Source organism: Cobetia sp. Dlab-2-AX (assembly GCF_024124625.1).
Classification (GTDB): Bacteria; Pseudomonadota; Gammaproteobacteria; order Pseudomonadales; family Halomonadaceae; genus Cobetia.
In genome coordinates this window covers 197384-219508 of record NZ_JAMXRV010000004.1, presented here as the reverse complement: position 1 = coordinate 219508, position 22125 = coordinate 197384, and the positions used below count along the sequence as shown (strand labels likewise).

Sequence of the window (22125 nt, the reverse complement as noted above, 5' to 3'; positions counted from 1 at the left end):
TCAGAAGTCCTTGCACAGACGCAGGGCGTCATAGATGGCGGCGTGGGTGTTGCGCGGTGCGTTGCAGTCACCGAGGCGGAACAGCAGGTAATCATTGCCTTCGGTGGCCTGGCTCAGGCACGGCTGCGGCTTGATGGCGTAGAGCGACTCGACGTCGATCTGGCCCTTGTTGAGCGAGCCGTCCTTGAAGGCGTAGTAGAGCGCCTCATCCGGGCGTACGCCGTTCTCGACCACGATCTGGTCGACGACGCGCTCTTCGAGGGTGCCGGTGTATTCGTTCTCGAGCACCGCCACCAGGCCTTCGCCTTCGCGGTAGACCTCATGCAGCACCATGTCGGAGGTCATCACGACTTCCTTGGCATACAGGCTGCGGTAATAGGTCGGGAAGGTGGTTCCACCGACCGCCGCGCCGGGCTTGATGTCATCGGTGACGATCTCGACCCGCGCGCCCTTGTCGGCCAGATAGTCGGCCACCGAGACCCCGGAGAACTCGCAGATGCTGTCGTAGATCAGCACGTTGCTGCCCGGTGCGACGCGCCCGTCCAGCACGTCCCATGAAGAGGCGATCAGGCTCTTGGCCGGGTCTTCGTCGTAGCCCCAGGATTCGAACTGCTCCATGAACGGACGGCCACCCACCGCGAGGATCACCACGTCGGCGCGCAGGTCACGAATGGTGGCCTCATCGGCCCGCGTGCCCAGGCGCAGGTCGACCTTCAGGCGTGCCAGTTCCAGCTGATACCAGCGCGTGATGCCGGCGATCTGGTCACGCTGCGGTGCCTTGGCGGCGATGGTGATCTGGCCGCCAAGCTCGTCACGGGCCTCGAACAGCGTCACGTCGTGGCCGCGTTCGGCGCACACGCGGGCTGCCTCCATGCCGGCCGGACCACCGCCGACGATGACGACCTTGCGCAGCGGGCCGCTGGTCTTCTCGATCTGATGCGGCAGGCCCATGTATTCGCGTGACGTCGCGGCATTCTGGATGCACAGCACGTCGAGGCCCTGATACTGGCGGTCGATGCAGTAGTTGGCACCGACGCACTGCTTGATCTGGTCGAGCTGGCCCATCTTGATCTTGGCGATGATGTGCGGGTCGGCGATGTGGGCGCGGGTCATGCCGACCATGTCGACATAGCCGCCTTCCAGGATGCGCTCGGCCTGGTTGGGGTCCTTGATGTTCTGGGCGTGGATCACCGGAATCGAGACGACTTCCTTGATGCCGGAGGCCAGGTGCAGGAAGGGTTCCGGCGGGTAGGACATGTTGGGAATGACGTTGGCGAGGCTGTTGTGGGTATCACAACCGGAGCCGATCACACCGAAGAAGTCGAGCAGGCCGGTGGCGTCGTAATAGGCCGCGATCTGCTTCATGTCGTCGTGGGACAGGCCATCAGGATGGAATTCATCGCCACAGATGCGCATGCCGACCACGAAGTCGTCGCCGACCTCGGCGCGAACCGCCTTGAGCACCTCGAGACCGAACTTCATGCGGCCCTCGAAGCTGCCGCCCCATTCATCAGTGCGCTTGTTGACGCGCGGGCTCCAGAACTGGTCGATCAGGTGCTGGTGCACGGCGGACAGCTCGACGCCGTCCAGGCCGCCTTCCTTGGCACGCCGCGCCGCCTGGGCGAAATCGGCGATGATGCGCTGGATCTCCTCCACCTCGATGGTCTTGCAGGTGGAGCGGTGCACCGGCTCACGGATGCCGGACGGCGACATCAGCGAGGTCCAGTCGAAGCCGTCCCAGCGCGAGCGACGGCCCATGTGGGTAATCTGGATCATGATCTTGCCGCCATGCTTGTGCACGGCATCGGCCAGATTCTGGAAATGCGGAATGATGCGGTCGGTCGACAGATTGACGGAGCTCCACCAGCCCTGCGGGCTGTCGATGGAGACCACCGAGGAGCCACCACAGATGCACAGGCCACACCCGCCCTTGGCCTTCTCTTCGTAGTAGCGCACGTAGCGCTCGGTGGTCATGCCGCCATCGGTGGCATACACCTCGGCGTGGGCGGTACTGACGACGCGGTTGCGGATGGTCAGCTTGCCGATCTCGATCGGCTGGAAGAGTGCGTCGAATGCCATGGTGAGAGCTCCTCGCCGGGGAGAGCGCCGCCTCGTCACGCTGGCCTGGCCTGCCCGCCGCCACGAGTCGTGGCGACGGGGTTGGCGTCAGGTGTCTTGCATGTCAGGAGAGTCGGCGCTCAGGCGTTGCGTTGTCGTTGTTGTGGGTGATGAGTGTCGTGTGGTGAGTGTCGTGACAGAGAGATGATCGGGCGGCCAGCGTGTGCTGTTGCCTGTTGCCTGGGCCGGGTCTGGGCCCGAACCATGGAATAGAGAGTGGCGGATCCGAAAACGTCACACTGTTCCGGGAGCGACCTCGAAATACCCCACGTCACAGCCTTCCTCACCCCCGCTCTGGGTCTGGACGGCGACGGTGCGCAGCTCGCTGCCACGCGCGGCCAGAATCTGGTCCATCGCGCCGGCGAACCAGCCGGTGAACATGTATTCAAGTTTGGTGCCGGTCTTGCCCTGCTGATAGACGAAGCAAGAGTGTTCCAGGCGCACCTTGCAGGTACCGCGCTCCAGATCGATCTCCTCGGTGATGAACAGACCCCAGCCACGCTGCGACAGGCGCTTCATGTAGTGCTCGAAGACTTCCACGCCGACTAGGCCATGCAGCTCGGCTTCCTTCTCGCACCAGTGCCAGGCGCTCTTGTAGCCGGCGTGATAGAGAATCTCGGCGTATTTCTCCACGCCCAGCGCCTCTTCCACCGCGACATGATTGTTGATGAAGAAATGACGCGGCACGTACAGCATCGGCAGCGCATCGGACGTCCAGACGCCGGTCTCGCTATCCACTTCGATCGGCAGTTCAGGGGCCATCTTGCTCATGTCGGTGTCCTCCAAAGGGGGCTTAAGGGAATTGCAAAAAAGAGATCAGGAAAGAGAGATCAAGTAAGAGCGATCAATAAAGGGCACAGGCAGCCAGACTCAGCCGCCCCAGACATTTTCCAGCGTGCGCAGCCAGTTCTCGCCCATGATCTTGCGCACCTGATGCTCACTCATGCCGCGACGCAGCAGCGCCTCGGTCAGATTGGGGAACTCGCCGATGGTGCGGATGCCTTCCGGATTGACGATCTTGCCGAAGTTGGTGAGACGACGGGCGTAGCCCTTGTCGTGGGTCAGCCACTCGAAGAAGTCCTGGCCGTGGCCCTGGGTGAAATCGGTGCCGATGCCGATGGCATCCTCGCCGACCAGGTTCATCACGTATTCGATGGCCTCGACGTAGTCGTCGACGGTGGCGTTGACGCCGGCCTTGAGGAAGGGGGTAAACATGGTGACGCCGACGAAGCCGCCGTGTTCGGCGATGAAGCGCAGCTCGGCATCGGACTTGTTGCGCGGGTGGTCCTTGAGACCGGCCGGCGCGCAGTGGGAATAGCAGACAGGCACCTTCGATTCGAGGATGACTTCCTCGGAGGTCTTCGAGCCGACGTGGGAGAGATCACACATCACGCCGACGCGGTTCATCTCGGCGACCATCTCGCGGCCGAAGCCGGACAGGCCGCCATCGCGCTCGTAGCAGCCGGTGCCGACCAGATTCTGGGTGTTGTAGCACATCTGCACGATGCCCACGCCGAGCTGCTTGAAGACATCGACATAGCCGATCTGGTCTTCATAGGCGTTGGCATTCTGGAAGCCGTAGATGATGCCGGTCTTGCCGGCGGCCTTGGCGGCGCGGATGTCGGCGGCGGTGCGCGCCACGCAGACCAGGTCACTGCTCTCGGCGATCAGCTGATTGCTCTTGACGATGTTGTTGACGGTCGCCTGGAAGCCTTCCCAGACCGAGACAGTGCAGTTGGCAGCGGTCAGACCGCCCTTGCGCATGTCCTCGAACAGCTCGCGCTGCCACTTGGCGATCACCAGACCATCGATGACGATGCTGTCATCGTGCAGGGCGCGGGCCGCATCGGCCCCACCGAAGGAGGAGGTAAATTCGGACATCATGTCGCTCCGGCGCTGGGCAGGCGGCTCGAGGGAGTCAGGTCACTGCCCGTACCCGGCGGACAGGGCCTGTCGGAGCACGATCTCCAGCAGGCTGTGCCAGCATAGTCCTGCCCTCTTGCCCCTCTGACGCCAGATGCGACCCGTGGCTATCGAATCGCGTCAGAGCTGTCGTTTCTGAAACGCCGACGCCCCGACTCGAGAGAGCCGGGGCGTCGCGAGACAGCCGAGGGTGTAGCGTCACGCCGCTCAATGCGCGGGGGACAGCTCCTTGAGCGAAGGCAGCAGGTCCCAGCTCAGCCAGCCACGCGGCTGTTCCAGACGCTTCAGGTAGCCCATGCCGAGGTTGTTCATCTGGCGACGTGTCCAGCTGGCGCGGCGCTGGATATAGGCCGAGGGCTTGCCGGCATTGAAGCGGATCGGATTGGGCAGTACCGCCGCCAGCAGACTGGCCTGATAGGCGGAAAGGCTGGCGGCATCGGTATTGAAGTGATGCTCGGCCGCAGCCTCGACACCGAAGATGCCCGGCCCCCATTCGGCGACGTTCAGGTAGACCTCGAGAATACGCTCCTTGGGCCAGATGATCTCGATCAGGATGGTGAACCAGACCTCCAGCCCCTTGCGCACCCAGCTGCGCCCGTTCCACAGGAAGACATTCTTGGCGGTCTGCTGGCTGATGGTACTGGCGCCACGCAGGCGCTCACCGGCCAGCCGCGCATCGATGGCCTTGACGATCTGATCGACATCGAAGCCGTAGTGATCGGGAAATTTCTGGTCTTCCGAGGCGATCACCGCCAGGCGGGCATTGCTGGAAATCTGCTCCATCGGCACCCAGTCATGCTTAAGCGCCATCGGCTCGCCGGTGACCAGGCCATGGCCCCACTTCTCCAGCATCACCATCGACACCGGCAGCGGCACGAAGCGCAGCAACACCACCAGGCCGATACAGGCCACCATCCAGCAGGCAACGACCTTGAATGCCCACACCGCCAGCCAGCGCAGACGCTCCATCGGGCGCATGCCGGTACGCGGCGCCGGGCGGCGTGTCGCCCCGCGCCGCACACCCGCCACACGCTCCGTGCCTTCCTGCCTGCGTTGCTGTCCTCGTGCCATCCCTTGCCGTCCCCTGTCGTGCTTGTCGTGGCGCGTCATTCCGCCGCCGAGCCATTGTCGTGTCAGCTACTGCTGCATAGCGCCTTCGAGTGTACCAGAGCGTGCCGGTGGCTCCCGTGAAAACGACAACGCCCCTGCCACAGAGGCAGAGGCGTTGGACGTTGCGGGAAGCTACTGTCAGTCGGCAGGTGTCAGCCCTGCAGACGCACGCTGGCGTAGGTCGGCTCACCGCGCGCATTGGCCAGTGCCAGAATCGCCGAGGAGACGGGGGACTCGCTCACCGGTTGCAGGGGCGCATTGCCGACCATGCTCTGGCCGATCGACTGATGCAGAAGCCCTTCCAGACTGGCGACACCGGTCAGCTGATGATCACCATCGGCGCGACACGGCACCTCGAGCACGCTGACACTGCGCTCACCTCCGATGCGCTCATCACGCGGTGGCATCCCGAAGTACTCGCGGTAGCACTTGGAGAAGTGCGGCGTGGACACGAAGCCACAGGCCGAGGCCACCTCGATGATCGACAGCGCCGTCTGCTTGAGCAGCTGACGTGCGCGGGTCAGGCGCAGCTTGAGGTAGTAGCGCGACGGAGAGCAATGCAGATAGCGCTGGAACAGCCGCTCCAGCTGACGGCGCGAGACATCGACATAGTGCGCCAGCTCGTCCAGGCCGATGGGCTCTTCCAGATTGGCCTCCATCAGCGCGACGATTTCCAGCAGCTTCGGCTGGGTGGTGCCCAGCACATGCTTGAGCGGCACGCGCTGCTGGTCCTGCTCGCCACGCACGCGATCGCAGATGAACATCTCGGAGATGCCCGCCGCCAGCTCGCGGCCATGCTCGCGACCGATCATAGTCAGCATCATGTCCATCGGCGCGGTACCGCCGGAGGCCGTGGCGCGGTCCTGATCGATGGAGAACAGTCGTGTGGTCAGCGGCACGCGCGGGAAGGCTTCCTGCATCGCGGCCAGACACTCCCAGTGGATGCTGGTCTCATGGCCTTCGAGCAGCCCCGCCTGAGCCAGCGCCCAGCTGCCGGTACAGACGGCACCCAGCTTGCGGCCGGCACGCGCCTGCGCCTGCAGCCAGCTGACATGCGGACGATGCACGGAGCGCTGGATGCCGACGCCACCACACACGATGACGATATCCAGCGGCGGGCAGGCCTCGGTGGAGGTGTCGGGCGTGACCTGCAGGCCATCGCTGGCGCGCACGGGGGTGCCTTCCAGCGTCACGGTATACCAGCGGTATAGCTCGCGTCCGGCCAGCTGATTGGCCATGCGCAGCGGTTCCACCGCCGAGGCCAGCGAGATGAGCGTGAAGCTGTCGAGCAGCAGGAAGCCGATGGTCTGCGGCTGGCGCGTCTCGCCGGCCATTCCTGCAGCGGATGAGTGAGCTTCGTACGGGCGGGCGAAACGGCCACTGGTCAATGCCATGAGAGGGGTCCTTCTTCATATCTGCCTGAGTGACAGACCGGGGCCTCGTGGCGCCCTCTCCCGTGGCCTGATGAGGCCGGCGGGGGTCTGCAGTATTATCGTTATTGGGTCTCAGCAGGGAGCGAACCCGGAGGGTCAGCTCCAGCAGCGACGACATCGGCAATCGGCCCCATCAGGGGGAGGTCAACAAGCGACCTCTGCAATTCCGATAACGTCAGGGATGTCGTGATTCACTGCCTGGACGTCGTGCGTTGTCCACGTCTCGACAGTAAACCATCGCGCCTGCCTGGCGCAGTGACTTTATCGCCGCTGTGCAGCAAATCATCGTTGCCGTACGGCACAGGATAACGTCTGGATTGACTGCCACTGACGCAGCATAAGCAAATGCCACCAAAACGGGCTTTCATGCCTTGAGATTCTGAAAGAACCCGCTTCTCATGACGAAAAAACGACAGCCCCGCTATCCATCAATCGATAGCGGGGCTGTCGTTTCTGTCTTTCACGCAGTGTCTCTGCTCGGCGAGCGATCATCTGCGATTGGGACTTTCACACCTCAACACCGAGGCTTGAGACTCAACTCAGAGGTGTTTCGCGTGCCTTTTCATTTCTACCGGCTACCACACCCACACCTCTCAGAGGAGGTGTTTCGCATGGTAGGCAAGATGCTCATCGATGAAGCTGGCCATGAAGAAGTAGCTGTGGTCGTAGCCGGGCTGGCGACGCAGGACGAGCGGATGATCGAGTCCGGCGCAGACTTCCTCCAGACGCTCCGGCTTGAGCTGCTCCTCGAGGAACTGGTCGCTTTCGCCCTGCTCGACGAACAGCTCCTGGCGTTCGGCGCCGCTGGCGTGAACCTGCTTAACCAGTTCGCAGGCATCCCATTGCGCCCACTGGGTGCGGTCATCGCCGAGATAGCCGCTGAAGGCTTTTTCGCCCCACGGGCAGGCCATCGGATTGACGATCGGCGCGAAGGCGGAGATCGAGCGATAGCGTCCCGGGTTCTTCAGCGCACAGATCAGCGCGCCATGGCCGCCCATGGAGTGACCGGAGATGGATTCACGCTCGCCGTCTACCGGGAAGTGACGCTTGACGAGCGCCGGCAGCTCCTCGGTGACGTAGTCATACATGCGGTAATGACGCGCCCAAGGCTCGCGGGTGGCATTGACGTAGAAGCCTGCGCCACTGCCGAAGTCGTAGCTGTCGTCTTCGCCGTCCAGATTGACACCGCGCGGGCTGGTGTCCGGGCAGATCAGGGCGATGCCCAGCTCCGCCGCCTTCTTCTGCGCGCCGGCCTTCTGCATGAAGTTCTCGTCGGTACAGGTCAGCCCCGACAGCCACCACAGCATCGGCACCGAGCCCTGTTCGGCCTGGGGCGGCAGATAGATGGCGAACACCATGTCGCAATCCAGGCTGCCGCTGCGGTGACGGTAACGCTTGAGCCAGCCGCCATGCACCTTGTTGGCGCTGACCAGCTCGAGTTGTTCGGTCGCGGTCATCATGTTCTCCCTTGTGATATCGCCCATGAAAACGGCGTCGGCAAGCCGACGCCGTTTCGCGTTCCAGACCTCACCGGGCAACAGGTGTTTCCCTGTTGCCCGGCGGCAGTTCAGCCTCGGATCAGAAGCTCAGCACGGTACGGATCGACTTGCCTTCGTGCAGCAGATCGAATGATTCGTTGATCTTCTCGAACGGCATCTGGTGAGTGATGAAGTCGTCCAGATTGATCGCGCCATCCATGTAACGCTCGACGTAGCCCGGCAGTTCGGTACGGCCCTTGACGCCACCGAAGGCGGAGCCTTTCCAGACGCGCCCGGTCACCAGCTGGAACGGACGGGTGGAGATCTCTTCACCGGCACCGGCGACGCCGATGACGATGGATTCGCCCCAGCCCTTATGCGCGCACTCGAGCGCTGCACGCATGACATTAACGTTGCCGATGCACTCGAAGGAGTAGTCGACGCCGCCGTCGGTCATGTCGACGATGGCTTCCTGGACCGGCACGGACAGCTTGCTCGGGTTGACGAAGTCGGTGGCGCCGAACTTGCGGGCCAGGTCGAACTTGTCTTCATTGATGTCGATGGCGATGATGCGCGACGCCTTGGCCATCACCGCACCCTGGATGGCGGCCAGACCGATGGCACCGAGGCCGAAGATGGCGACGGTAGAGCCCGGCTCGACCTTGGCGGTGTTCATCACCGCGCCGATACCGGTGGTGACGCCACAGCCCAGCAGGCAGATCTTGTCCAGCGGCGCTTCCTTGGACACCTTGGCCAGCGAGACTTCCGGCACCACGGTGTATTCGGAGAAGGTAGAGGTGCCCATGTAGTGGTGCAGCATCTTGCCATCGAGAGAGAAGCGCGAGGTGCCGTCCGGCATCAGGCCGCGACCCTGGGTGGCACGCACGGCGCTGCACAGGTTGGTCTTGCCGGAGAGGCAGAACTTGCACTTGCCGCATTCGGCTGTATAGAGCGGAATGACGTGGTCGCCCGGTACCAGGCCCGTCACGCCCTCGCCCACTTCCTCGACGATACCGGCGCCTTCGTGGCCCAGCACGGACGGGAACAGACCTTCCGGGTCTGCGCCGGACAGGGTGAACGCATCGGTGTGACAGACGGCGGTATTGACGATGCGTACCAGCACCTCACCGGCCTTCGGCCCTTCGACATCGATCTCGACCAGTTCCAGCGGCTTGCCGGCTTCCAGCGCAATCGCAGCACGTGATTTCATGAATCTCTCCTAGTGAGCATCAATAGCGGTAAACTGGCTGCCAATCTCATGCCCCCTGGTGTGGTGACGATCACCACGGAGGCCATCCTGAAAGGTAGCAGCACCTGACAGGTTGCATGGATGAGTCGCCCGAGGGACTCCCAACGCGACAGGCACTGGGCTCGTCCTTGCGGTTCATCCTTGCGGGCTCGGCATGGAGCACAGTCTACGCAGTCATGCGGGTGGGATTAAGCCGTCGGCACTCAGATGATTATTGCCACTCAACAACAATGAAAGAGGAGCCAGCATGCAGCGCTGGGACCGTATCGAAGCCTTCGTGGAAGTCGTCAGAATCGGCTCATTTTCCGGTGCCGCCCGTCATCTCGGGGTGTCCAGCTCACATGTCAGCCGTCTGATCAGCCAGCTGGAAGCCCAACTCGATACCCAATTGCTCTACCGCACCACCCGGCAGACGCGCCTCACCGATGCCGGTCAGGTGTATTTCGAGCACTGCCATCATCTCTTCGATGGCTTCCGCGCCGCCGAACAGGCCATCGGTGACTTCCACGCCCGCCCCAGCGGCGTGCTCAAGCTGACCAGCGCCACCACCTTCGGCGAGCGCTACGTCGCGCCGCTGGTCAACGACTTCCAGCTGCTGCACCCGCAACTGGAAGTGCAGATGCACTTCACCAACCGTCCGGTGGAATTGATCGACGAGGGCTTCGACGTCGCCATCCGCATGGGCGTACTCAAGGACTCCTCGCTGATCGCAAGGCGACTGGTGGACCGCCGCGAATTCGTCGTCGCCTCGCATGACTACTTCCAGCAGGCGCCGCGCCCGCACACCCTGGCCGAGCTCTCCAGCCACCGCTGTCTGGCCGGCTCCAAGCGCGAGTGGCTGTTCGAGGTCGAGGGCCAGCGCCGCGAGGTGCGCATCACCGGCAGCTGGCAGGCCAACTCCGGCCCGGCGCTGCTGGACGCCACGCTCAAGGGCCTCGGCCTTGCCCAGATTCCCGACTATTACGTCGCGCCCCATCTGGCCAGCGGCAAGCTGATCTCGGTGCTGGATGAGTACCAGGTGCGCGATACCGGGGTGTGGATCGTCTATCCTCGCCACCGCCATCTCTCACCCAAGGTGCGCCAGTTCGTCGACTTCATGGTCGAGCGCTTCGAAGATGGTATCCCCAGCCTTGGCGAATGACGCGCCGCTGCGGATGAGTTGCCAAATTGATGAGCGGATGAGTCGATGGGCGGATGAATGAAGAAGCTGACGAACGACAGACGGGCTGCCAATCGGCAGCTCGTCTGTCATTGCACTGACAATTTTCATCAGCGCCCTGATGGCGGTCACCGAATTCATCAAGATGCTGCATCAGAGCGGCGAACTGAACGCCCTGGCAGTGCCCAGACACTCGGAAGTGACCGGCGCGGACATCCGTGCACCCACCCCCTTCTGGCTGGCAAACGCCCCACTCACCGACAGGGCCTACAACGTGGTACGCGCCTTCGAGGCCGGCTGGGGCGGCGTGGTCAGGAAGACGCTGGGGAAATATGCGGCGGCGGTGAACAGCCAGCAATAGATGAGAATCAAAAAAGGGACCGCCAGCAATGGCAGCCCCTTTTTCATTGGCTTGATGACCCACCAATGATGACCATGATTAGCCTAAAGATAATGAAATCATGAAATCACCTGCTGGCTCAGGCGGACAGCCCGACGCCCTTCAGCAGCACTCGCGTCACATTCTGCACCGCCTGCTCGAATTCGCGATCACTCAGCGCCTTGCCCTGATTGAGCACCGCGATCTGATGATCGAAGTCGGCGTAGTGCTGAGTGCTGGCCCAGATCATGTACAGGTAGGCGGAGGCATCGACGTTGTCGATGCGGCCCTCGCCGATCCACTGACGCAGACGTGACTTCTTCATCTCGGCCCACTCGTCGAGCCACACCGTCAGCTCCTCGCCCAGCACCGGCGCGCCCTGCATGATCTCGCTGGCCCACACCTTGGAGCCATAGGGGCGCTGGCGCGAGTGCATCATCTTGGCGCGAATGTAGGTGGAGAGCACCAGCTGCGGGTCATCGTAGGCCTCGAAGCACAGCGCATCTTCCTTCCACAGCGCCAGCAGGCCATCGAGCACCGCGCGATACAGCGCTTCCTTGGTGCTGAAGTAATAATGCAGATTGGACTTGGGCAGCTCTACCTCGGCGGCAATATCGACCATGCTGGCGCCGACATAGCCCTTGAGAGCGAAGATCTTTTCGGCGGCGAGCAGGATGCGGCCGACATTATCCTTGCGAATCTGAGACTTGCGAGTGGTCATGCGATCCCCTGACGCGGTGCTGGCAGTGCGATGAGAATATCACAACCGCACTGCCAACATGTCTGAGCCGTCAGGTTCCCCCCTGCCATCCGGCAAGGGAGATGGCGACTCTGCAAGTGCTGTGCAATCCCGCGCCAGCGCGGATCGGCAAGCACCGCGCCTGCGACATCACTCGAAGACCGCACCATCGATGAAGCCATCCGCCGGCATCGGCACCTGGCCCGCCTCACCGCTCAGCCACCAGGGCGACGGATGCGTGCCTTCGCTGCGCTCATCCACCACCGGCACCACCATGCCCAGCTTGCGGGCCGCCGTGCGGTAGAGGTCCGGCCGGACGCACCGCGCCAGCGTCGCCTCGAGATCCTCGTCACTGAAGCCCTGCAGATGGCCCCAGCGCTGCATCTGGGCGATGTACCAGCGTGTCTGGGAACGCCACGGGAAGTTGGCCGCGTAGCGATGGAAGATGGTCCAGCCGGGATTTTGCTGCTGAAACTCCTCCACCGACTGCTCGACATCCACGTCTTCCAGTCCGCGCGTCACCACGCTCATCGGCACCTCCGGCATGCCCTCATCATGCAGCCACTCGGCCGCCCTGGCCCGATTGCCGGGGCGGTCCAGCCAGGCGCAGGCCTTGAGCAGCGCGCGAATCAGCGCCTGATGCGCCAGCGGATGCTGCTCCGCCCAGTCCTCGCGCACGCCCAGCACCTTTTCCTGCCCGAAGCGCCAGATATCATGACTGCCCGCCACCACCTGCCCCATGCCCTGTGCCGCCGCCAGGCTGTTCCAGGGCTCACCGACACAGAAGCCATCCAGCGCACCGCTAGCCAGTTGCGCCGCCATCAGCGGCGGTGCCACGGCACGCATCTCGACGTCGCGGTCCGGATTGATGCCGCCGGCCGCCAGCCAGTAGCGCAACAGATAACGATGCGAGGAGAACGGATGCACGCTGGCCAGCTTGAGCAGGGGCTCGCCGCGCTGCTTGCGCTCGCGCACATGCGCCGCCAGCGCCTCGGAGACCTGCAGCGGGCTGGAAAGCGCGTGACCATTCTCGCCAAGCGTCGCCATCAGTGCGCGCGACAGGGTGATGGAGTTGCCGCCCAGATTGAGCGTCATGGCGCTGATCACCGGTGTGGCGCGGCCATCCAGGCCCAGGGTCGAGGTCAGCGGCATCAGCGCCAGCATCTGCGCGCCCTGCAACACGCCGGTCTGCAGGTCATCACGCAACGCTGCCCACGAGGGTTGCCACTTGAGTGTCACCGCCAGCCCCTCCTCGCGGAAAAGCCCCAACTGCTCAGCGACCACGAAGGGCGCGGCATCATTGAGTGGCATCAGGCCCAGCGTCAGCTGATGGCCATTCAGGGGTACATCTGTGGGCATCACGCATACCTCTTGAACGATCGAGAGAGAAGGACAGTACGGCGACCGGCTCAGCGCCGACGCGCGGCCTTGAGCAGCTCATCGGCCAGCTCATGCAGAGCCAGGCGCCGGTTCATGGCGGTCTTGCGCAGGTATTGATAGGCGGCATCTTCACTGAGCCCGCGCGTCTCCATCACCACGGCCTTGGCGCGATCGACGCTGCGCCGCTGCACCAATGTGGTCTGGGTACGGTTGAGCTCCCCCTTGAGTGCACGGTGCGCCTCGAAGCTGGTGATGGCGACCTCGACCATGCTGCGCACCATCGCTGGCATGACGTGGTCCACCACATAGGCCGAGACACCGGCGCCGGCCGCCTCACGCACGAGGTCCGGCGCATCTTCACTGGCCAGCATGATCATCGGCTTGGGATAGCGTCGCCCCAGCTGGCCGAGATGCTCCAGGGTGTCGCGGCTGGGCAGGTCGGCGTCGATGATCACCGCATCGGGCTGATGCTGCTCGACCAGCGCGTGCAGGTCCTCGTGCTCGTCAACGCGCAGCGCCACCTCGAAGCCGGCGCTCAATAGCGCCTGCTCCAGCGCGGCGGAGCGCTCACTGCGGACATCGACGATCAGCACGGTCACGGGCATGTCAGGTTTCCTTGGGTCGGGCATGAGACTTGCCGTACACCCAAGCAGGATCCGTGCCGCAATCTGGTGCAACCTTGCGGCCAAAGGCCTTCAGAGCGGTCGAGCCGAAAGCGTCGCTGCACTGCAATGAGGCATGCGCCTTGCCGACCCTCCCAGCACCATTCGCGTGCGCCAGACTGGTACCCCGCGCCTTGCTGACGCACCGCCAGCGCGCATCCAGCCCGAGACACCGCCTGCACGTGCCACCCTACTGTCCTTGCCAAGCCATTGATCTTCTGGGACTTGTCCCTCTCACACCCCCGCAACTGGCGCGCTACTTGCTTTGTTCCTGTCACTTGCCGTACGGACACTCTGCTGCCGGCAACCATGGCATCACCGACTGCTGCCATCGCTATCCATGACGTGGACCAGGCTCTTCGGAGTACGAGTGCGTCGAACCAGGCCCCTCAATGACGAGGCGCCCTTGCTGTCGTTCATTCACAGCCGTTCGACCACTCGCCGAGCACACCTGACCTCGTGCCCGGCACCGACGCTGAATCAGGAGCCCACTCATGGATATCCGCAACAAGGCCAGCCGCATCCGGCTGTTCAGCTTCAACACTCCGCAGATGCGCGCCTTCCACATGTCATGGTTCGCCTTCCACGTCTGCTTCTTCGGCTGGTTCGGCATCGCGCCGCTGATGGCCGTGGTACGTGACGACCTCGGCCTGACCAAGACCCAGATCGGCAACACCATCATCGCCTCCGTCGCCATCACGGTGATCGTGCGTCTCGCCATCGGCGTGCTGTGTGATCGCATCGGGCCACGCAAGGCCTATACCTGGCTCTTGTGCCTCGGCTCGCTGCCGGTGATGTGCATCGGTTTCGCCGACAGCTTCGAATCCTTCTTCCTGGCCCGCCTGGCCATCGGTGCCATCGGCGCTTCCTTCGTCATCACCCAGTACCATACTTCCGTGATGTTCGGCCCCAATGTGGTCGGTACCGCCAACGCCACCACCGCAGGCTGGGGCAACCTGGGCGGCGGCACTACCCAGATGCTGATGCCGCTGGTGATGGCCGGCCTGCTGATGCTGGGCGTCGAGCAGACCTTGGGCTGGCGTCTGGCGATGGTCGTGCCGGGCATCGTGCTGTTCCTCACCGGTATCGCCTACTACTTCTTCACCCAGGATGCGCCGGACGGCAACTTCAGCGAGCTGCGTGAGCGTGGTGAGCTGCCCAAGGCCGAGAAGGAATACAGCATGCGCGCCACCTTCGGCGCGGCGGCACGCGACATCCGTGTCTGGGCCCTGTTCCTCGTCTATGGCGCCTGCTTCGGGGTCGAGCTGACCATCCACAACGTCGCCGCCATCTACTTCTTCGACCACTTCGATCTCGATCTCGCCACCGCCGGTCTCATCGCTGGCCTGTTCGGCCTGATGAACCTGTTCGCCCGCACCCTGGGCGGCGTCTTCTCCGATCTCTTCGCCCGCCAGGCCGGCCTCAAGGGCCGCGTGCGCTGGCTGTTCATCGCGCTGCTGTGTGAAGGCGTCGCGCTGGTCGGCTTCGCGCAGATGGAAACCCTCGCGGTGGCCATCGGCATCATGCTGGTCTTCAGCCTCTTCGTGCAGATGGCGGAGGGCGCGACCTTCGGTATCGTGCCCTTCGTCAATCGCAAGGCGCTCGGCGCGGTCGCCGGTATCGTCGGTGCCGGCGGCAACGCAGGCGCGGTCGCCGCGGGCTTCCTGTTCCGCAGCGAGGAGCTGACCTACCAGGAAGGCCTGATGTACCTGGGCATGGGCGTGATCGTGATCTCGCTGTTCGCGCTGCTGGTGCGCTTCAGCGCCGCCACCGAAGCCGAGGAAAGCCGCGCCTACGACGCCGCCATCGCGGACCGCAAGCAGCAGAGCGAGCAGCAGCCCGCCTCGGCATAAGCGGATTTCCTTCTCCCCGAGCCAGACACAAGAAGGCCCCGCCTCTGGGAGGCGGGGCCTTCTTGTGTCTGATGACAGCTCAGGTCAGCGGCGACTCATCGCGGCGCTGACAGCCGAGCCTCAGCTATCGGTGGCGTTCTCGACGCTATCACCGGCTTCCTCGACGGCGTTGTCCATCTTCTCACCGGCCTTCTCCATCGGGCCTTCGTCCTCGCAACCGGCGAGCGACAGGCCACCGAGACCGAGCATGGCAATCATCAGCGAACTACCCAGAGTCTTGAGCTTCATGATGTCTCTCCTTGAATCATCGGTCGGAATGACGCGACAGCTGCCATCACCCGCAGGCTGCCACGTGGTGCTACCCATGACATGGAGCAGGAGCCTTGCCGTTTCAAGGGTCACGCAACGCCGAGTTGCCTGTGGCTGATCAAAACCAATCGCTCAGGGCTGCTCAGCTCAACCGCGCAGGGCTGATCAGATACCCAGCTCAGAGAAGGTATCGGGAAACTGCACTTCACCGCCCAGCCCCTCCAGATAGTCCGGCAGCAGCTCGAAGGCGACGAAGGAACCCGGCACGTCGTCATGATGGCAGTAGAGCCCGTAATGACACGCCGGATGAAAGCCCAGGTGGGTATAGAAATCCGCATGACCGGCCGCCACCACGGCCCCCGCCCCCAGCAGTCGACAGCGCTTGACCGCCGAGATCACCAGTCGCTTGCCGATGCCGTGACGCTGATGCTGGGGCAGCACCGCCAGCGGCGCCAACGCCATCAGCACGCGGTCCGGGTAGCCGGAAAGCTCCACGCGCGACACCATCACATGCCCCAGCAGACCGCCCTCGCCTTCACTGAGGTGGCGGCCGGTCTCCGGGTCGGTGACACGCTCGGCCACCAGCGAGATCTGCGCCAGATTGCCTCGACGCAACCTGTCACCCAGGCGCGCTTCACGATGGCCGGCAAAGACGGATTCATGAATGCGGTAGATGCGCTCATGATCAATGAGACGCTCTTCACGAATGCGAAGGTTATCGACGGCGTTGGCAGTCATCACGAGGTACCGGATCAGCGCCCTGATGATCAGGGACGTTACCTCAAGCGTAGCCACCGCCCGCAGCGGCTGCGAGCGTCAATCTGCTGCTCAAAAAGCACGATGCCCGCCGTGGTGGCGGGCATCGCCTGGGGTGATATCAAGGTCGCATGACAGATGAAGTGCCTGGTTCAGCCCCTCTCAGGCATCTCGCCGCCAGCAGTCAGACACGTCGCCAACGCTGCCCGCCTCAGCTCTTGAGACGACGCGCGCGGAAGGAGCGGCCCTTGAGCTTGCCATTCATCAGCTGGGTGAGTGCCGACTTGGCGACATCACGCTCCACGGCGAGGAAGGTGGTCCGCGCCAGTACCTTGATCTTGCCGATCTTGCTGCCTTCCAGGCCGCCGTCACCGGTCAGCGCGCCGAGGATATCGCCGGGACGCAGCTTGTCCTTCTTGCCGCCATCGATCTGCAGCGTCGCCATGCGCGCATGGAAGGGCTCGCGGGTCAGCATGCTCTTCGAGGGCAGCGGCTCGGCTTCCAGGGTCTGCTCGAGGAATTCACCCAGCCTGGTCAGGCGATAGTCTTCCTTCTCGGTGTAAAGCGTACAGGCGATGCCGGAGCTGCCCGCGCGGCCGGTACGCCCGACACGGTGCACGTGGGCGTCGAGATCACGCGCGATCTCGTAGTTGAACACCGCATCCAGCGCATCGATATCCAGCCCGCGCGCCGCGACATCGGTGGCCACCAGAATCGAGGTGCTCTTGTTGGCGAACATCACCAGCGTCTGGTCACGCTCGCGCTGTTCGAGGTCACCGTGCAGCGCCATGGCACTGAAGCCGTGCTCATTGAGGGCATCGCTGACTTCCTGCGCCTGACGCTTGGTGTTGCAGAACACCACGCTGGATTCCGGACGGTACTTGAGCAGCAGGATACGCAGCGCCTCGAAGCGCGCCTCGTCATCGGCGACACGGTGGAACAGCTGACGGATGCTGCTGTCATCGTGGGTGGAGGCCACCTCGATGCTGACCGGGTCACGCAGCATGCGCTCGGCGATCGGACGCACGCCATCGGCGAAGGTCGCGCTGAACAGCAGCGTCTGACGCTCCTCCGGGGTCTCGGCGACGATGGCATCCAGCACCTCGGCGAAGCCCATGTCGAGCATGCGGTCGGCTTCATCCAGCACCAGGGTATTGAGCTCCTCAAGGCTGAGGCTGCCCTTGCGCAGGTGCTCATCCACGCGCCCCGGCGTGCCGACGATGATGTGCGCGCCGTGTTCCAGCGAACCCAGCTGGGGGCCGAAGGGTGCACCACCACACAATGTCAGCACCTTGACGTTGTGCAGACCGCGCGCCAGACGACGGATCTCGCCGGCGACCTGATCAGCCAGCTCACGCGTCGGGCACAGCACCAGTGATTGCACCCGGAAGCGCGAGACCTTGAGGCGCGACAGCAGGCCCAGGCCAAAGGCAGCAGTCTTGCCGGAGCCGGTCTGCCCCTGGGCGATGACATCGCGGCCTTGCAGCATCGGCGGCAGGCTCTGCGCCTGAATCGGCGTCATGGTGTGGTAGTCGAGCGTGGCGAGGTTGTCGAGCAGCTCGGGCGCCAGCGCCAGAGAGGCAAAGGCAGGGGTGGCGGTGGCGTCAGTCACGAGGACATTCCTTCAATCGATGAACAGGCACGAGCCGAACGGGCTTACGCGCGGGCGCAGAGCATAGCAGAGCGTGGCCACCGACGCCTGCTGCGGATAGCGCCTGCCACGAATGCCAGCCCCTGATACCGGCTCCCCAGGCGAGATAGCCTTTTGGAGCAACGCCCTCCCTTGCCCGCCAGAATCATCTCTCAGCACACCGTATGAGCCAGCTAGAACGTGACTCAACTCAAGCATGATTTTCGTCACGACAGGATTCGATTCCCGCCAAATATCATTTATCAATTATCGTTAATTAAACAGAATGGCCAATTGTCAGCTGGCATGCCATGACACGGAAACGCCTATCAGATTGCCTGATATTTCCCGATCCTTGATTCATGCAGCGTATTCACACAAATGACGTCGCTACTCATGACGGAATAGTCATCGCGACGTTCTTGTTATCTGCCTCCGACTATCAATGCCAATGACATACCAGGATTGGTGCATACCGAGATGCCCCCATGCTGGATATGAGGAATGCCAGCTCTCATCAGTGATGCCGCTGCGCGCCCAGAGACTAAATCTGAATCGATGTCATGAATATCAATGACTTGCAGATAGAAAAATACTGTCTGTGCCGCACAGGCGTTTTCGATCTCGGGAGCTCCCGAATCGGATCATTGCAGGCGTACTGACAGCCAGTACGAAACCGGTCATCAAGCCCGGCGCAAGACACAGGTCGCCGAGACACAGAGCTGGCAACACCTTGGAAACACCATTGACGTGAATCCTGCAGCTTCATTGCCGCAATGCACGGCATGACGTGACCTGAGCAAACACAGTGCTGCCTGTGGGCCTTGTCATCAGATGATTACGTAATGCCGGCTATGGAGAACAGAAGACACAATTATGGGTTTTACTACCTTCACACAAGCTAACTGATTACCTTTTTGATAAACATGACAAGAAACAACACATAATGACGCTGGAGCCCCACTCTCCCCGGCGCAAGCGAGAAAGGTCACACGAAGACGCACGATGGCGATACCTCCCCACACAAAAGCGCCGCCCGAGCATGGCCCGAGCGGCGCTTTTGTGTGTCATCTCATCAAGGAAAAGGGCCGAGCTTGCAGCCAGCTCGGCCACGGCCACTTAGCGTGCCGCTTCTTCCTCAAGACGCGCCTGCTTGCCACCAAGGGTGAAGCAGGTGTCGATCTCGCGCAGCATGAACAGCGCGACACAGGCGGCCAGCATCGGCCAGGCAGCGAAGAACAGCAGGTGATCGAACGGGTCCAGATACTGCTTGAAGGCAGAGAAGGTAGACCCGGCGTGCAGCAACAGCACCAGGCCATAGGTCAGCGTCTTCTTCACGCCCGCGACGAACATCAGCAACAGCACCATCTCGACGACGGCGATCGCGATGACGATGCCCTCGCCCAGGCCGCCGATGGCGTAGAACTTCTCGAAGATGGCCGCGGCATGGCCGGGATGGAAGAACTTGTCGAGTGTCCACATCAAGATCACGAGGAAGACCCCGAGGCGCAGCAGCAACAGGGAAATGCGGATTCGATCGGCGTACTTCGTCATGTCAATTCTCTCCAGGGGGAAGGGTCCGGCGCTGCAAGGCAGCGCGCACGTGCTGCTGTGTACGCACCAAGTGGCCGCCTGGTTGCATCGATTGATGATTTTTCTCACAAGATTAACCACTTGGCAGCGCAATCCCGCCTCGCGTCCCCTTGGCGCAAACGCCTGCCGCACTGGAGGGTCTAGCGACCTCAAGCTGCCATTGTTGGGCGCAATATCAGCAGTCACTGCTTCTGTAAAAACGCCGACTTACCCGCCCTGATCCTGGCCCCTTGCCCCTTTTCCCTTGCCCCTGGTCCGGCCTGCCGCCACGCATTGCAAAGGCGCGCTTTCCGGCCTTGAGCGCCCAACTGCTGGCGCATGCCGCGCGCATTGCAGCACAACGCGAGCGTGGCGAGATTCTCGACGACGCCTGTGCCATGAGTGCGGTACCGACGGTGATTCAGGAGATCTGGCTGGCCAGTGGCGAGCTTGAGACATTCGCCTTACGCGAAGGCATCCAGGTCGAGAGCCTGGCGGAGCTGCTGGGTGAGCACACTCCGCCTGACAGCCCCGCCACCGCTGCACAAAGTGGCGCGCCAGCGCGGGTCGTGAGGCCACTTGATACTTTCGACTGGCTGCATCTGGCGCTGGAGCAGCTGTTGCAGATACATCAGGATAAGCAACGTTTGCACTCAGGCTGATGTATCTCGGCGCCAAAACTCGTATGGTGAGAGAGAGGCTCGGCCTGTCGTCGATCAAGATGACGCGCGAGCCTCGAGCACGACTGTCATATGCACGACTGGAACGCATTTCTGGTACGCGCAACAAGGCACGACATCAAGCACAGCACGCGGAGCAGAACATCACGATCGATCATTGAAAACGACCAGCCGAGGAGGTTCACATGAAGGTCTACAAACCTGAATGGCGTTGCACGCTCGACGTGACGGAAGGCCCCGACCCCACCGCCCGCTGGAAAACACGGCTTGCCTGGCGCCTGCGCGCCCTCGCCGACCGCTTTGATGGCGGTAGTCGTACGATGAAGATTGACTGCAATGTCACCCCGGCGCTCACCCGCGAAGAGGTCGACACCTGCCTGGGCAAGGGCTTCGCCCTCAGCCAGAACCTGATGCTGCAACTGGCCAACCACAGCGCCTGCGAAGATGTCCTACGCGACGCCAAGGCCGAGCTCTACGAAGAAGAGCAACACCCGATGTAATGGTTTGATCTCAGTAGAACCCCGCAGATCGACCCGTCGGTGAACGTAGTCCGCAAGACGCATGAAAAAGCCCTCCCGGCGATGCCGGGAGGGCTTTTTTGATGTTTTATATCAGCGCCTTGAACAGACCTCTGGCCCCAGCCCCCCTACCTGAAACAGCGGCAAAAATACTGACAACGTCGCTCCCCACCATTCCCTGTACAATGGCTCCCTCAAGCCGCTCCTCTCAACCTCAGGCCTTCCATGTCCATTTCCGCGCGCCCTTCCAAGCTGAGCCTGCCTCAGGTCAATCCCGGTGTGACGACGGTGCTGGAGTATCTGCTGCTCAAGTTTCCGGCGATTGCCGAGTCGCGCTGGCGCGAGCGCATGGCCGAGGGCAAGGTGCATCGCGATGATGGCTCGCGGATTACGCCTGAGTCGCTCTACCAGCCACATCTGCGCGTGTTCTATTACCGCGAGGTGGAAAGCGAGCCGAGCATTCCCTTCGCGGAGCAGGTTCTCCATCAGGATGAGCACATCCTGGTGGCCTACAAGCCGCACTTTCTGCCGGTGACGCCCGGTGGCCTGTATGTGAACGAGTGCCTGCAGCAGCGACTGCGCAAGCGTACCGGGATAGAGGCGCTGCAGGCGGTGCATCGCCTGGACAGGGTGACGGCGGGGCTGGTGCTGTGCTCTCTCAATCCCGAGACGCGTCCTCTCTATCATCAGTTGTTCAAATCACGAGATATCCACAAGACCTATCAGGCCATCGCCGAGACACACAGCGAGGCACCGCTGACAGGCCAGCAGTGGGAGGTGAAGAATCGTCTGGAACAGGGCGAGCAGCGCTTTCGCACCGTGGTAAGGCAGGGCGAGCCCAACAGCCACTCCGTGATCCGCTGCATCGACCAGCGTGGCAGCCGGGCATTGTTCGAGCTGCACCCCATCACCGGACGACGCCATCAGCTGCGGGTACACATGCAGACACTGGGCTGGCCGATCCTGAATGACCGCTACTACCCCGAGCTGCAACCGCTCTCGCCGGATGACTACGCGCGCCCCTTGCAGCTGCTCTCCAAGGGATTCGAGTTCATTGACCCCGTCACCGGCGAGGAAAGACGCTTCGAATACGACGGTGACCTGACACTGGCGTGAGCCGTGGCATGGCCCGTGGCTGTCATCGCCTACCGACGCACAGGCCACGGCACGTGCACAA

At 62.8% G+C, this 22125-nt stretch carries 19 protein-coding genes and 1 pseudogene; 6 read left to right on the top strand and 14 right to left on the bottom strand.

Annotated features, from left to right (window positions below; all coding sequences use genetic code 11):
* From dgcA to NH396_RS08845, 7 genes are all read right to left on the bottom strand, one after another.
* Window positions 1-2079 carry a dimethylglycine demethylation protein DgcA gene (gene dgcA, locus NH396_RS08875; RefSeq protein WP_253063063.1) on the bottom strand — a complete coding sequence of 693 codons (2079 nt, stop codon included), beginning with the start codon at window positions 2077-2079 and terminating at the stop codon, window positions 1-3.
* A 273-nt stretch (window positions 2080-2352) separates the two neighbouring features.
* Window positions 2353-2889, bottom strand: coding sequence for a DUF5943 domain-containing protein (locus NH396_RS08870; RefSeq protein ID WP_043333737.1), 537 nt, complete (start codon window positions 2887-2889; stop codon window positions 2353-2355).
* 99 nt (window positions 2890-2988) lie between these two features.
* Window positions 2989-3999 (bottom strand): dipeptidase, encoded by a 1011-nt coding sequence (locus NH396_RS08865; RefSeq protein WP_253063061.1) that lies wholly within the window; start codon window positions 3997-3999, stop codon window positions 2989-2991.
* Between the two features lie 249 nt (window positions 4000-4248).
* Window positions 4249-5112, bottom strand: a complete 864-nt coding sequence (mtgA, locus tag NH396_RS08860; RefSeq protein ID WP_253063059.1) for a monofunctional biosynthetic peptidoglycan transglycosylase — start codon at window positions 5110-5112, stop codon at window positions 4249-4251.
* Between the two features lie 191 nt (window positions 5113-5303).
* A complete protein-coding gene (locus NH396_RS08855; protein ID WP_253063199.1) occupies window positions 5304-6485 on the bottom strand; it encodes a GlxA family transcriptional regulator in 1182 nt (393 codons plus the stop codon).
* Between the two features lie 692 nt (window positions 6486-7177).
* Entirely contained in the window at window positions 7178-8041 is an 864-nt protein-coding gene (gene fghA, locus NH396_RS08850; protein ID WP_253063057.1) for an S-formylglutathione hydrolase, read from the bottom strand.
* A gap of 121 nt (window positions 8042-8162) precedes the next feature.
* Window positions 8163-9272, bottom strand: a complete 1110-nt coding sequence (locus NH396_RS08845) for an S-(hydroxymethyl)glutathione dehydrogenase/class III alcohol dehydrogenase (RefSeq protein WP_043333735.1) — start codon at window positions 9270-9272, stop codon at window positions 8163-8165.
* A 286-nt stretch (window positions 9273-9558) separates the two neighbouring features.
* Between NH396_RS08845 and NH396_RS08840 the strand changes: the two genes are divergently transcribed.
* The gene (locus NH396_RS08840) at window positions 9559-10452 is read left to right on the top strand and encodes a LysR family transcriptional regulator (RefSeq protein ID WP_253063055.1); all 894 of its coding nucleotides are present in this window, start codon (window positions 9559-9561) and stop codon (window positions 10450-10452) included.
* Between the two features lie 184 nt (window positions 10453-10636).
* Window positions 10637-10819: pseudogene (locus tag NH396_RS08835) on the top strand (hypothetical protein); the annotation flags it as partial.
* Window positions 10820-10949: 130 nt separating this feature from the next.
* Here NH396_RS08835 and NH396_RS08830 read toward each other — a convergent pair.
* The 3 genes from NH396_RS08830 to NH396_RS08820 all read right to left on the bottom strand — a co-directional run bounded on the left by NH396_RS08830 (window position 10950) and on the right by NH396_RS08820 (window position 13573).
* Window positions 10950-11570 carry a TetR/AcrR family transcriptional regulator gene (locus NH396_RS08830; RefSeq protein WP_043333730.1) on the bottom strand — a complete coding sequence of 207 codons (621 nt, stop codon included), beginning with the start codon at window positions 11568-11570 and terminating at the stop codon, window positions 10950-10952.
* Between the two features lie 168 nt (window positions 11571-11738).
* Complete coding sequence (locus tag NH396_RS08825) at window positions 11739-12947, bottom strand: CmpA/NrtA family ABC transporter substrate-binding protein (RefSeq protein WP_253063053.1); 1209 nt, start codon at window positions 12945-12947, stop codon at window positions 11739-11741.
* A gap of 50 nt (window positions 12948-12997) precedes the next feature.
* Window positions 12998-13573, bottom strand: a complete 576-nt coding sequence (locus tag NH396_RS08820; protein ID WP_054555320.1) for an ANTAR domain-containing protein — start codon at window positions 13571-13573, stop codon at window positions 12998-13000.
* A 551-nt stretch (window positions 13574-14124) separates the two neighbouring features.
* Here NH396_RS08820 and NH396_RS08815 point away from each other — a divergent pair.
* The gene (locus tag NH396_RS08815) at window positions 14125-15483 is read left to right on the top strand and encodes a NarK family nitrate/nitrite MFS transporter (RefSeq protein ID WP_253063051.1); all 1359 of its coding nucleotides are present in this window, start codon (window positions 14125-14127) and stop codon (window positions 15481-15483) included.
* Window positions 15484-15603: 120 nt separating this feature from the next.
* Here NH396_RS08815 and NH396_RS08810 read toward each other — a convergent pair whose 3' ends face one another.
* The 4 genes from NH396_RS08810 to NH396_RS08795 form a co-directional block, all read right to left on the bottom strand.
* Window positions 15604-15771 carry a hypothetical protein gene (locus tag NH396_RS08810; RefSeq protein ID WP_166019763.1) on the bottom strand — a complete coding sequence of 56 codons (168 nt, stop codon included), beginning with the start codon at window positions 15769-15771 and terminating at the stop codon, window positions 15604-15606.
* A 186-nt stretch (window positions 15772-15957) separates the two neighbouring features.
* Window positions 15958-16530, bottom strand: coding sequence for an N-acetyltransferase (locus NH396_RS08805; RefSeq protein ID WP_054555319.1), 573 nt, complete (start codon window positions 16528-16530; stop codon window positions 15958-15960).
* 229 nt (window positions 16531-16759) lie between these two features.
* The gene (dbpA, locus tag NH396_RS08800) at window positions 16760-18160 is read right to left on the bottom strand and encodes an ATP-dependent RNA helicase DbpA (RefSeq protein ID WP_253063049.1); all 1401 of its coding nucleotides are present in this window, start codon (window positions 18158-18160) and stop codon (window positions 16760-16762) included.
* A gap of 1137 nt (window positions 18161-19297) precedes the next feature.
* A complete protein-coding gene (locus tag NH396_RS08795; RefSeq protein WP_176676101.1) occupies window positions 19298-19732 on the bottom strand; it encodes a hypothetical protein in 435 nt (144 codons plus the stop codon).
* A 335-nt stretch (window positions 19733-20067) separates the two neighbouring features.
* Here NH396_RS08795 and NH396_RS08790 point away from each other — a divergent pair, with 335 nt between their 5' ends.
* From NH396_RS08790 to NH396_RS08780, 3 genes are all read left to right on the top strand, one after another.
* Window positions 20068-20412 carry a hypothetical protein gene (locus NH396_RS08790; protein ID WP_253063038.1) on the top strand — a complete coding sequence of 115 codons (345 nt, stop codon included), beginning with the start codon at window positions 20068-20070 and terminating at the stop codon, window positions 20410-20412.
* Window positions 20413-20615: 203 nt separating this feature from the next.
* Window positions 20616-20930, top strand: a complete 315-nt coding sequence (locus NH396_RS08785) for a hypothetical protein (protein WP_043333722.1) — start codon at window positions 20616-20618, stop codon at window positions 20928-20930.
* A gap of 243 nt (window positions 20931-21173) precedes the next feature.
* Complete coding sequence (locus NH396_RS08780; RefSeq protein WP_253063036.1) at window positions 21174-22064, top strand: pseudouridine synthase; 891 nt, start codon at window positions 21174-21176, stop codon at window positions 22062-22064.
* The last annotated feature ends 61 nt before the right edge of the window (window positions 22065-22125 follow it).

What these genes read in the sequence shown, in the direction of transcription:
- dgcA (WP_253063063.1), bottom strand. Translation starts at nt 2,079, where the DNA reads ATGGCATTCGACGCACTCTTCCAGCCGATCGAGATCGGCAAGCTGACC.
- NH396_RS08870 (WP_043333737.1), bottom strand. Translation starts at nt 2,889, where the DNA reads ATGAGCAAGATGGCCCCTGAACTGCCGATCGAAGTGGATAGCGAGACC.
- NH396_RS08865 (WP_253063061.1), bottom strand. Translation starts at nt 3,999, where the DNA reads ATGTCCGAATTTACCTCCTCCTTCGGTGGGGCCGATGCGGCCCGCGCC.
- mtgA (WP_253063059.1), bottom strand. Translation starts at nt 5,112, where the DNA reads ATGGCACGAGGACAGCAACGCAGGCAGGAAGGCACGGAGCGTGTGGCG.
- NH396_RS08855 (WP_253063199.1), bottom strand. Translation starts at nt 6,485, where the DNA reads ATGGCCGGCGAGACGCGCCAGCCGCAGACCATCGGCTTCCTGCTGCTC.
- fghA (WP_253063057.1), bottom strand. Translation starts at nt 8,041, where the DNA reads ATGACCGCGACCGAACAACTCGAGCTGGTCAGCGCCAACAAGGTGCAT.
- NH396_RS08845 (WP_043333735.1), bottom strand. Translation starts at nt 9,272, where the DNA reads ATGAAATCACGTGCTGCGATTGCGCTGGAAGCCGGCAAGCCGCTGGAA.
- NH396_RS08840 (WP_253063055.1), top strand. Translation starts at nt 9,559, where the DNA reads ATGCAGCGCTGGGACCGTATCGAAGCCTTCGTGGAAGTCGTCAGAATC.
- NH396_RS08830 (WP_043333730.1), bottom strand. Translation starts at nt 11,570, where the DNA reads ATGACCACTCGCAAGTCTCAGATTCGCAAGGATAATGTCGGCCGCATC.
- NH396_RS08825 (WP_253063053.1), bottom strand. Translation starts at nt 12,947, where the DNA reads ATGCCCACAGATGTACCCCTGAATGGCCATCAGCTGACGCTGGGCCTG.
- NH396_RS08820 (WP_054555320.1), bottom strand. Translation starts at nt 13,573, where the DNA reads ATGCCCGTGACCGTGCTGATCGTCGATGTCCGCAGTGAGCGCTCCGCC.
- NH396_RS08815 (WP_253063051.1), top strand. Translation starts at nt 14,125, where the DNA reads ATGGATATCCGCAACAAGGCCAGCCGCATCCGGCTGTTCAGCTTCAAC.
- NH396_RS08810 (WP_166019763.1), bottom strand. Translation starts at nt 15,771, where the DNA reads ATGAAGCTCAAGACTCTGGGTAGTTCGCTGATGATTGCCATGCTCGGT.
- NH396_RS08805 (WP_054555319.1), bottom strand. Translation starts at nt 16,530, where the DNA reads ATGACTGCCAACGCCGTCGATAACCTTCGCATTCGTGAAGAGCGTCTC.
- NH396_RS08795 (WP_176676101.1), bottom strand. Translation starts at nt 19,732, where the DNA reads ATGACGAAGTACGCCGATCGAATCCGCATTTCCCTGTTGCTGCTGCGC.
- NH396_RS08785 (WP_043333722.1), top strand. Translation starts at nt 20,616, where the DNA reads ATGAAGGTCTACAAACCTGAATGGCGTTGCACGCTCGACGTGACGGAA.
- NH396_RS08780 (WP_253063036.1), top strand. Translation starts at nt 21,174, where the DNA reads ATGTCCATTTCCGCGCGCCCTTCCAAGCTGAGCCTGCCTCAGGTCAAT.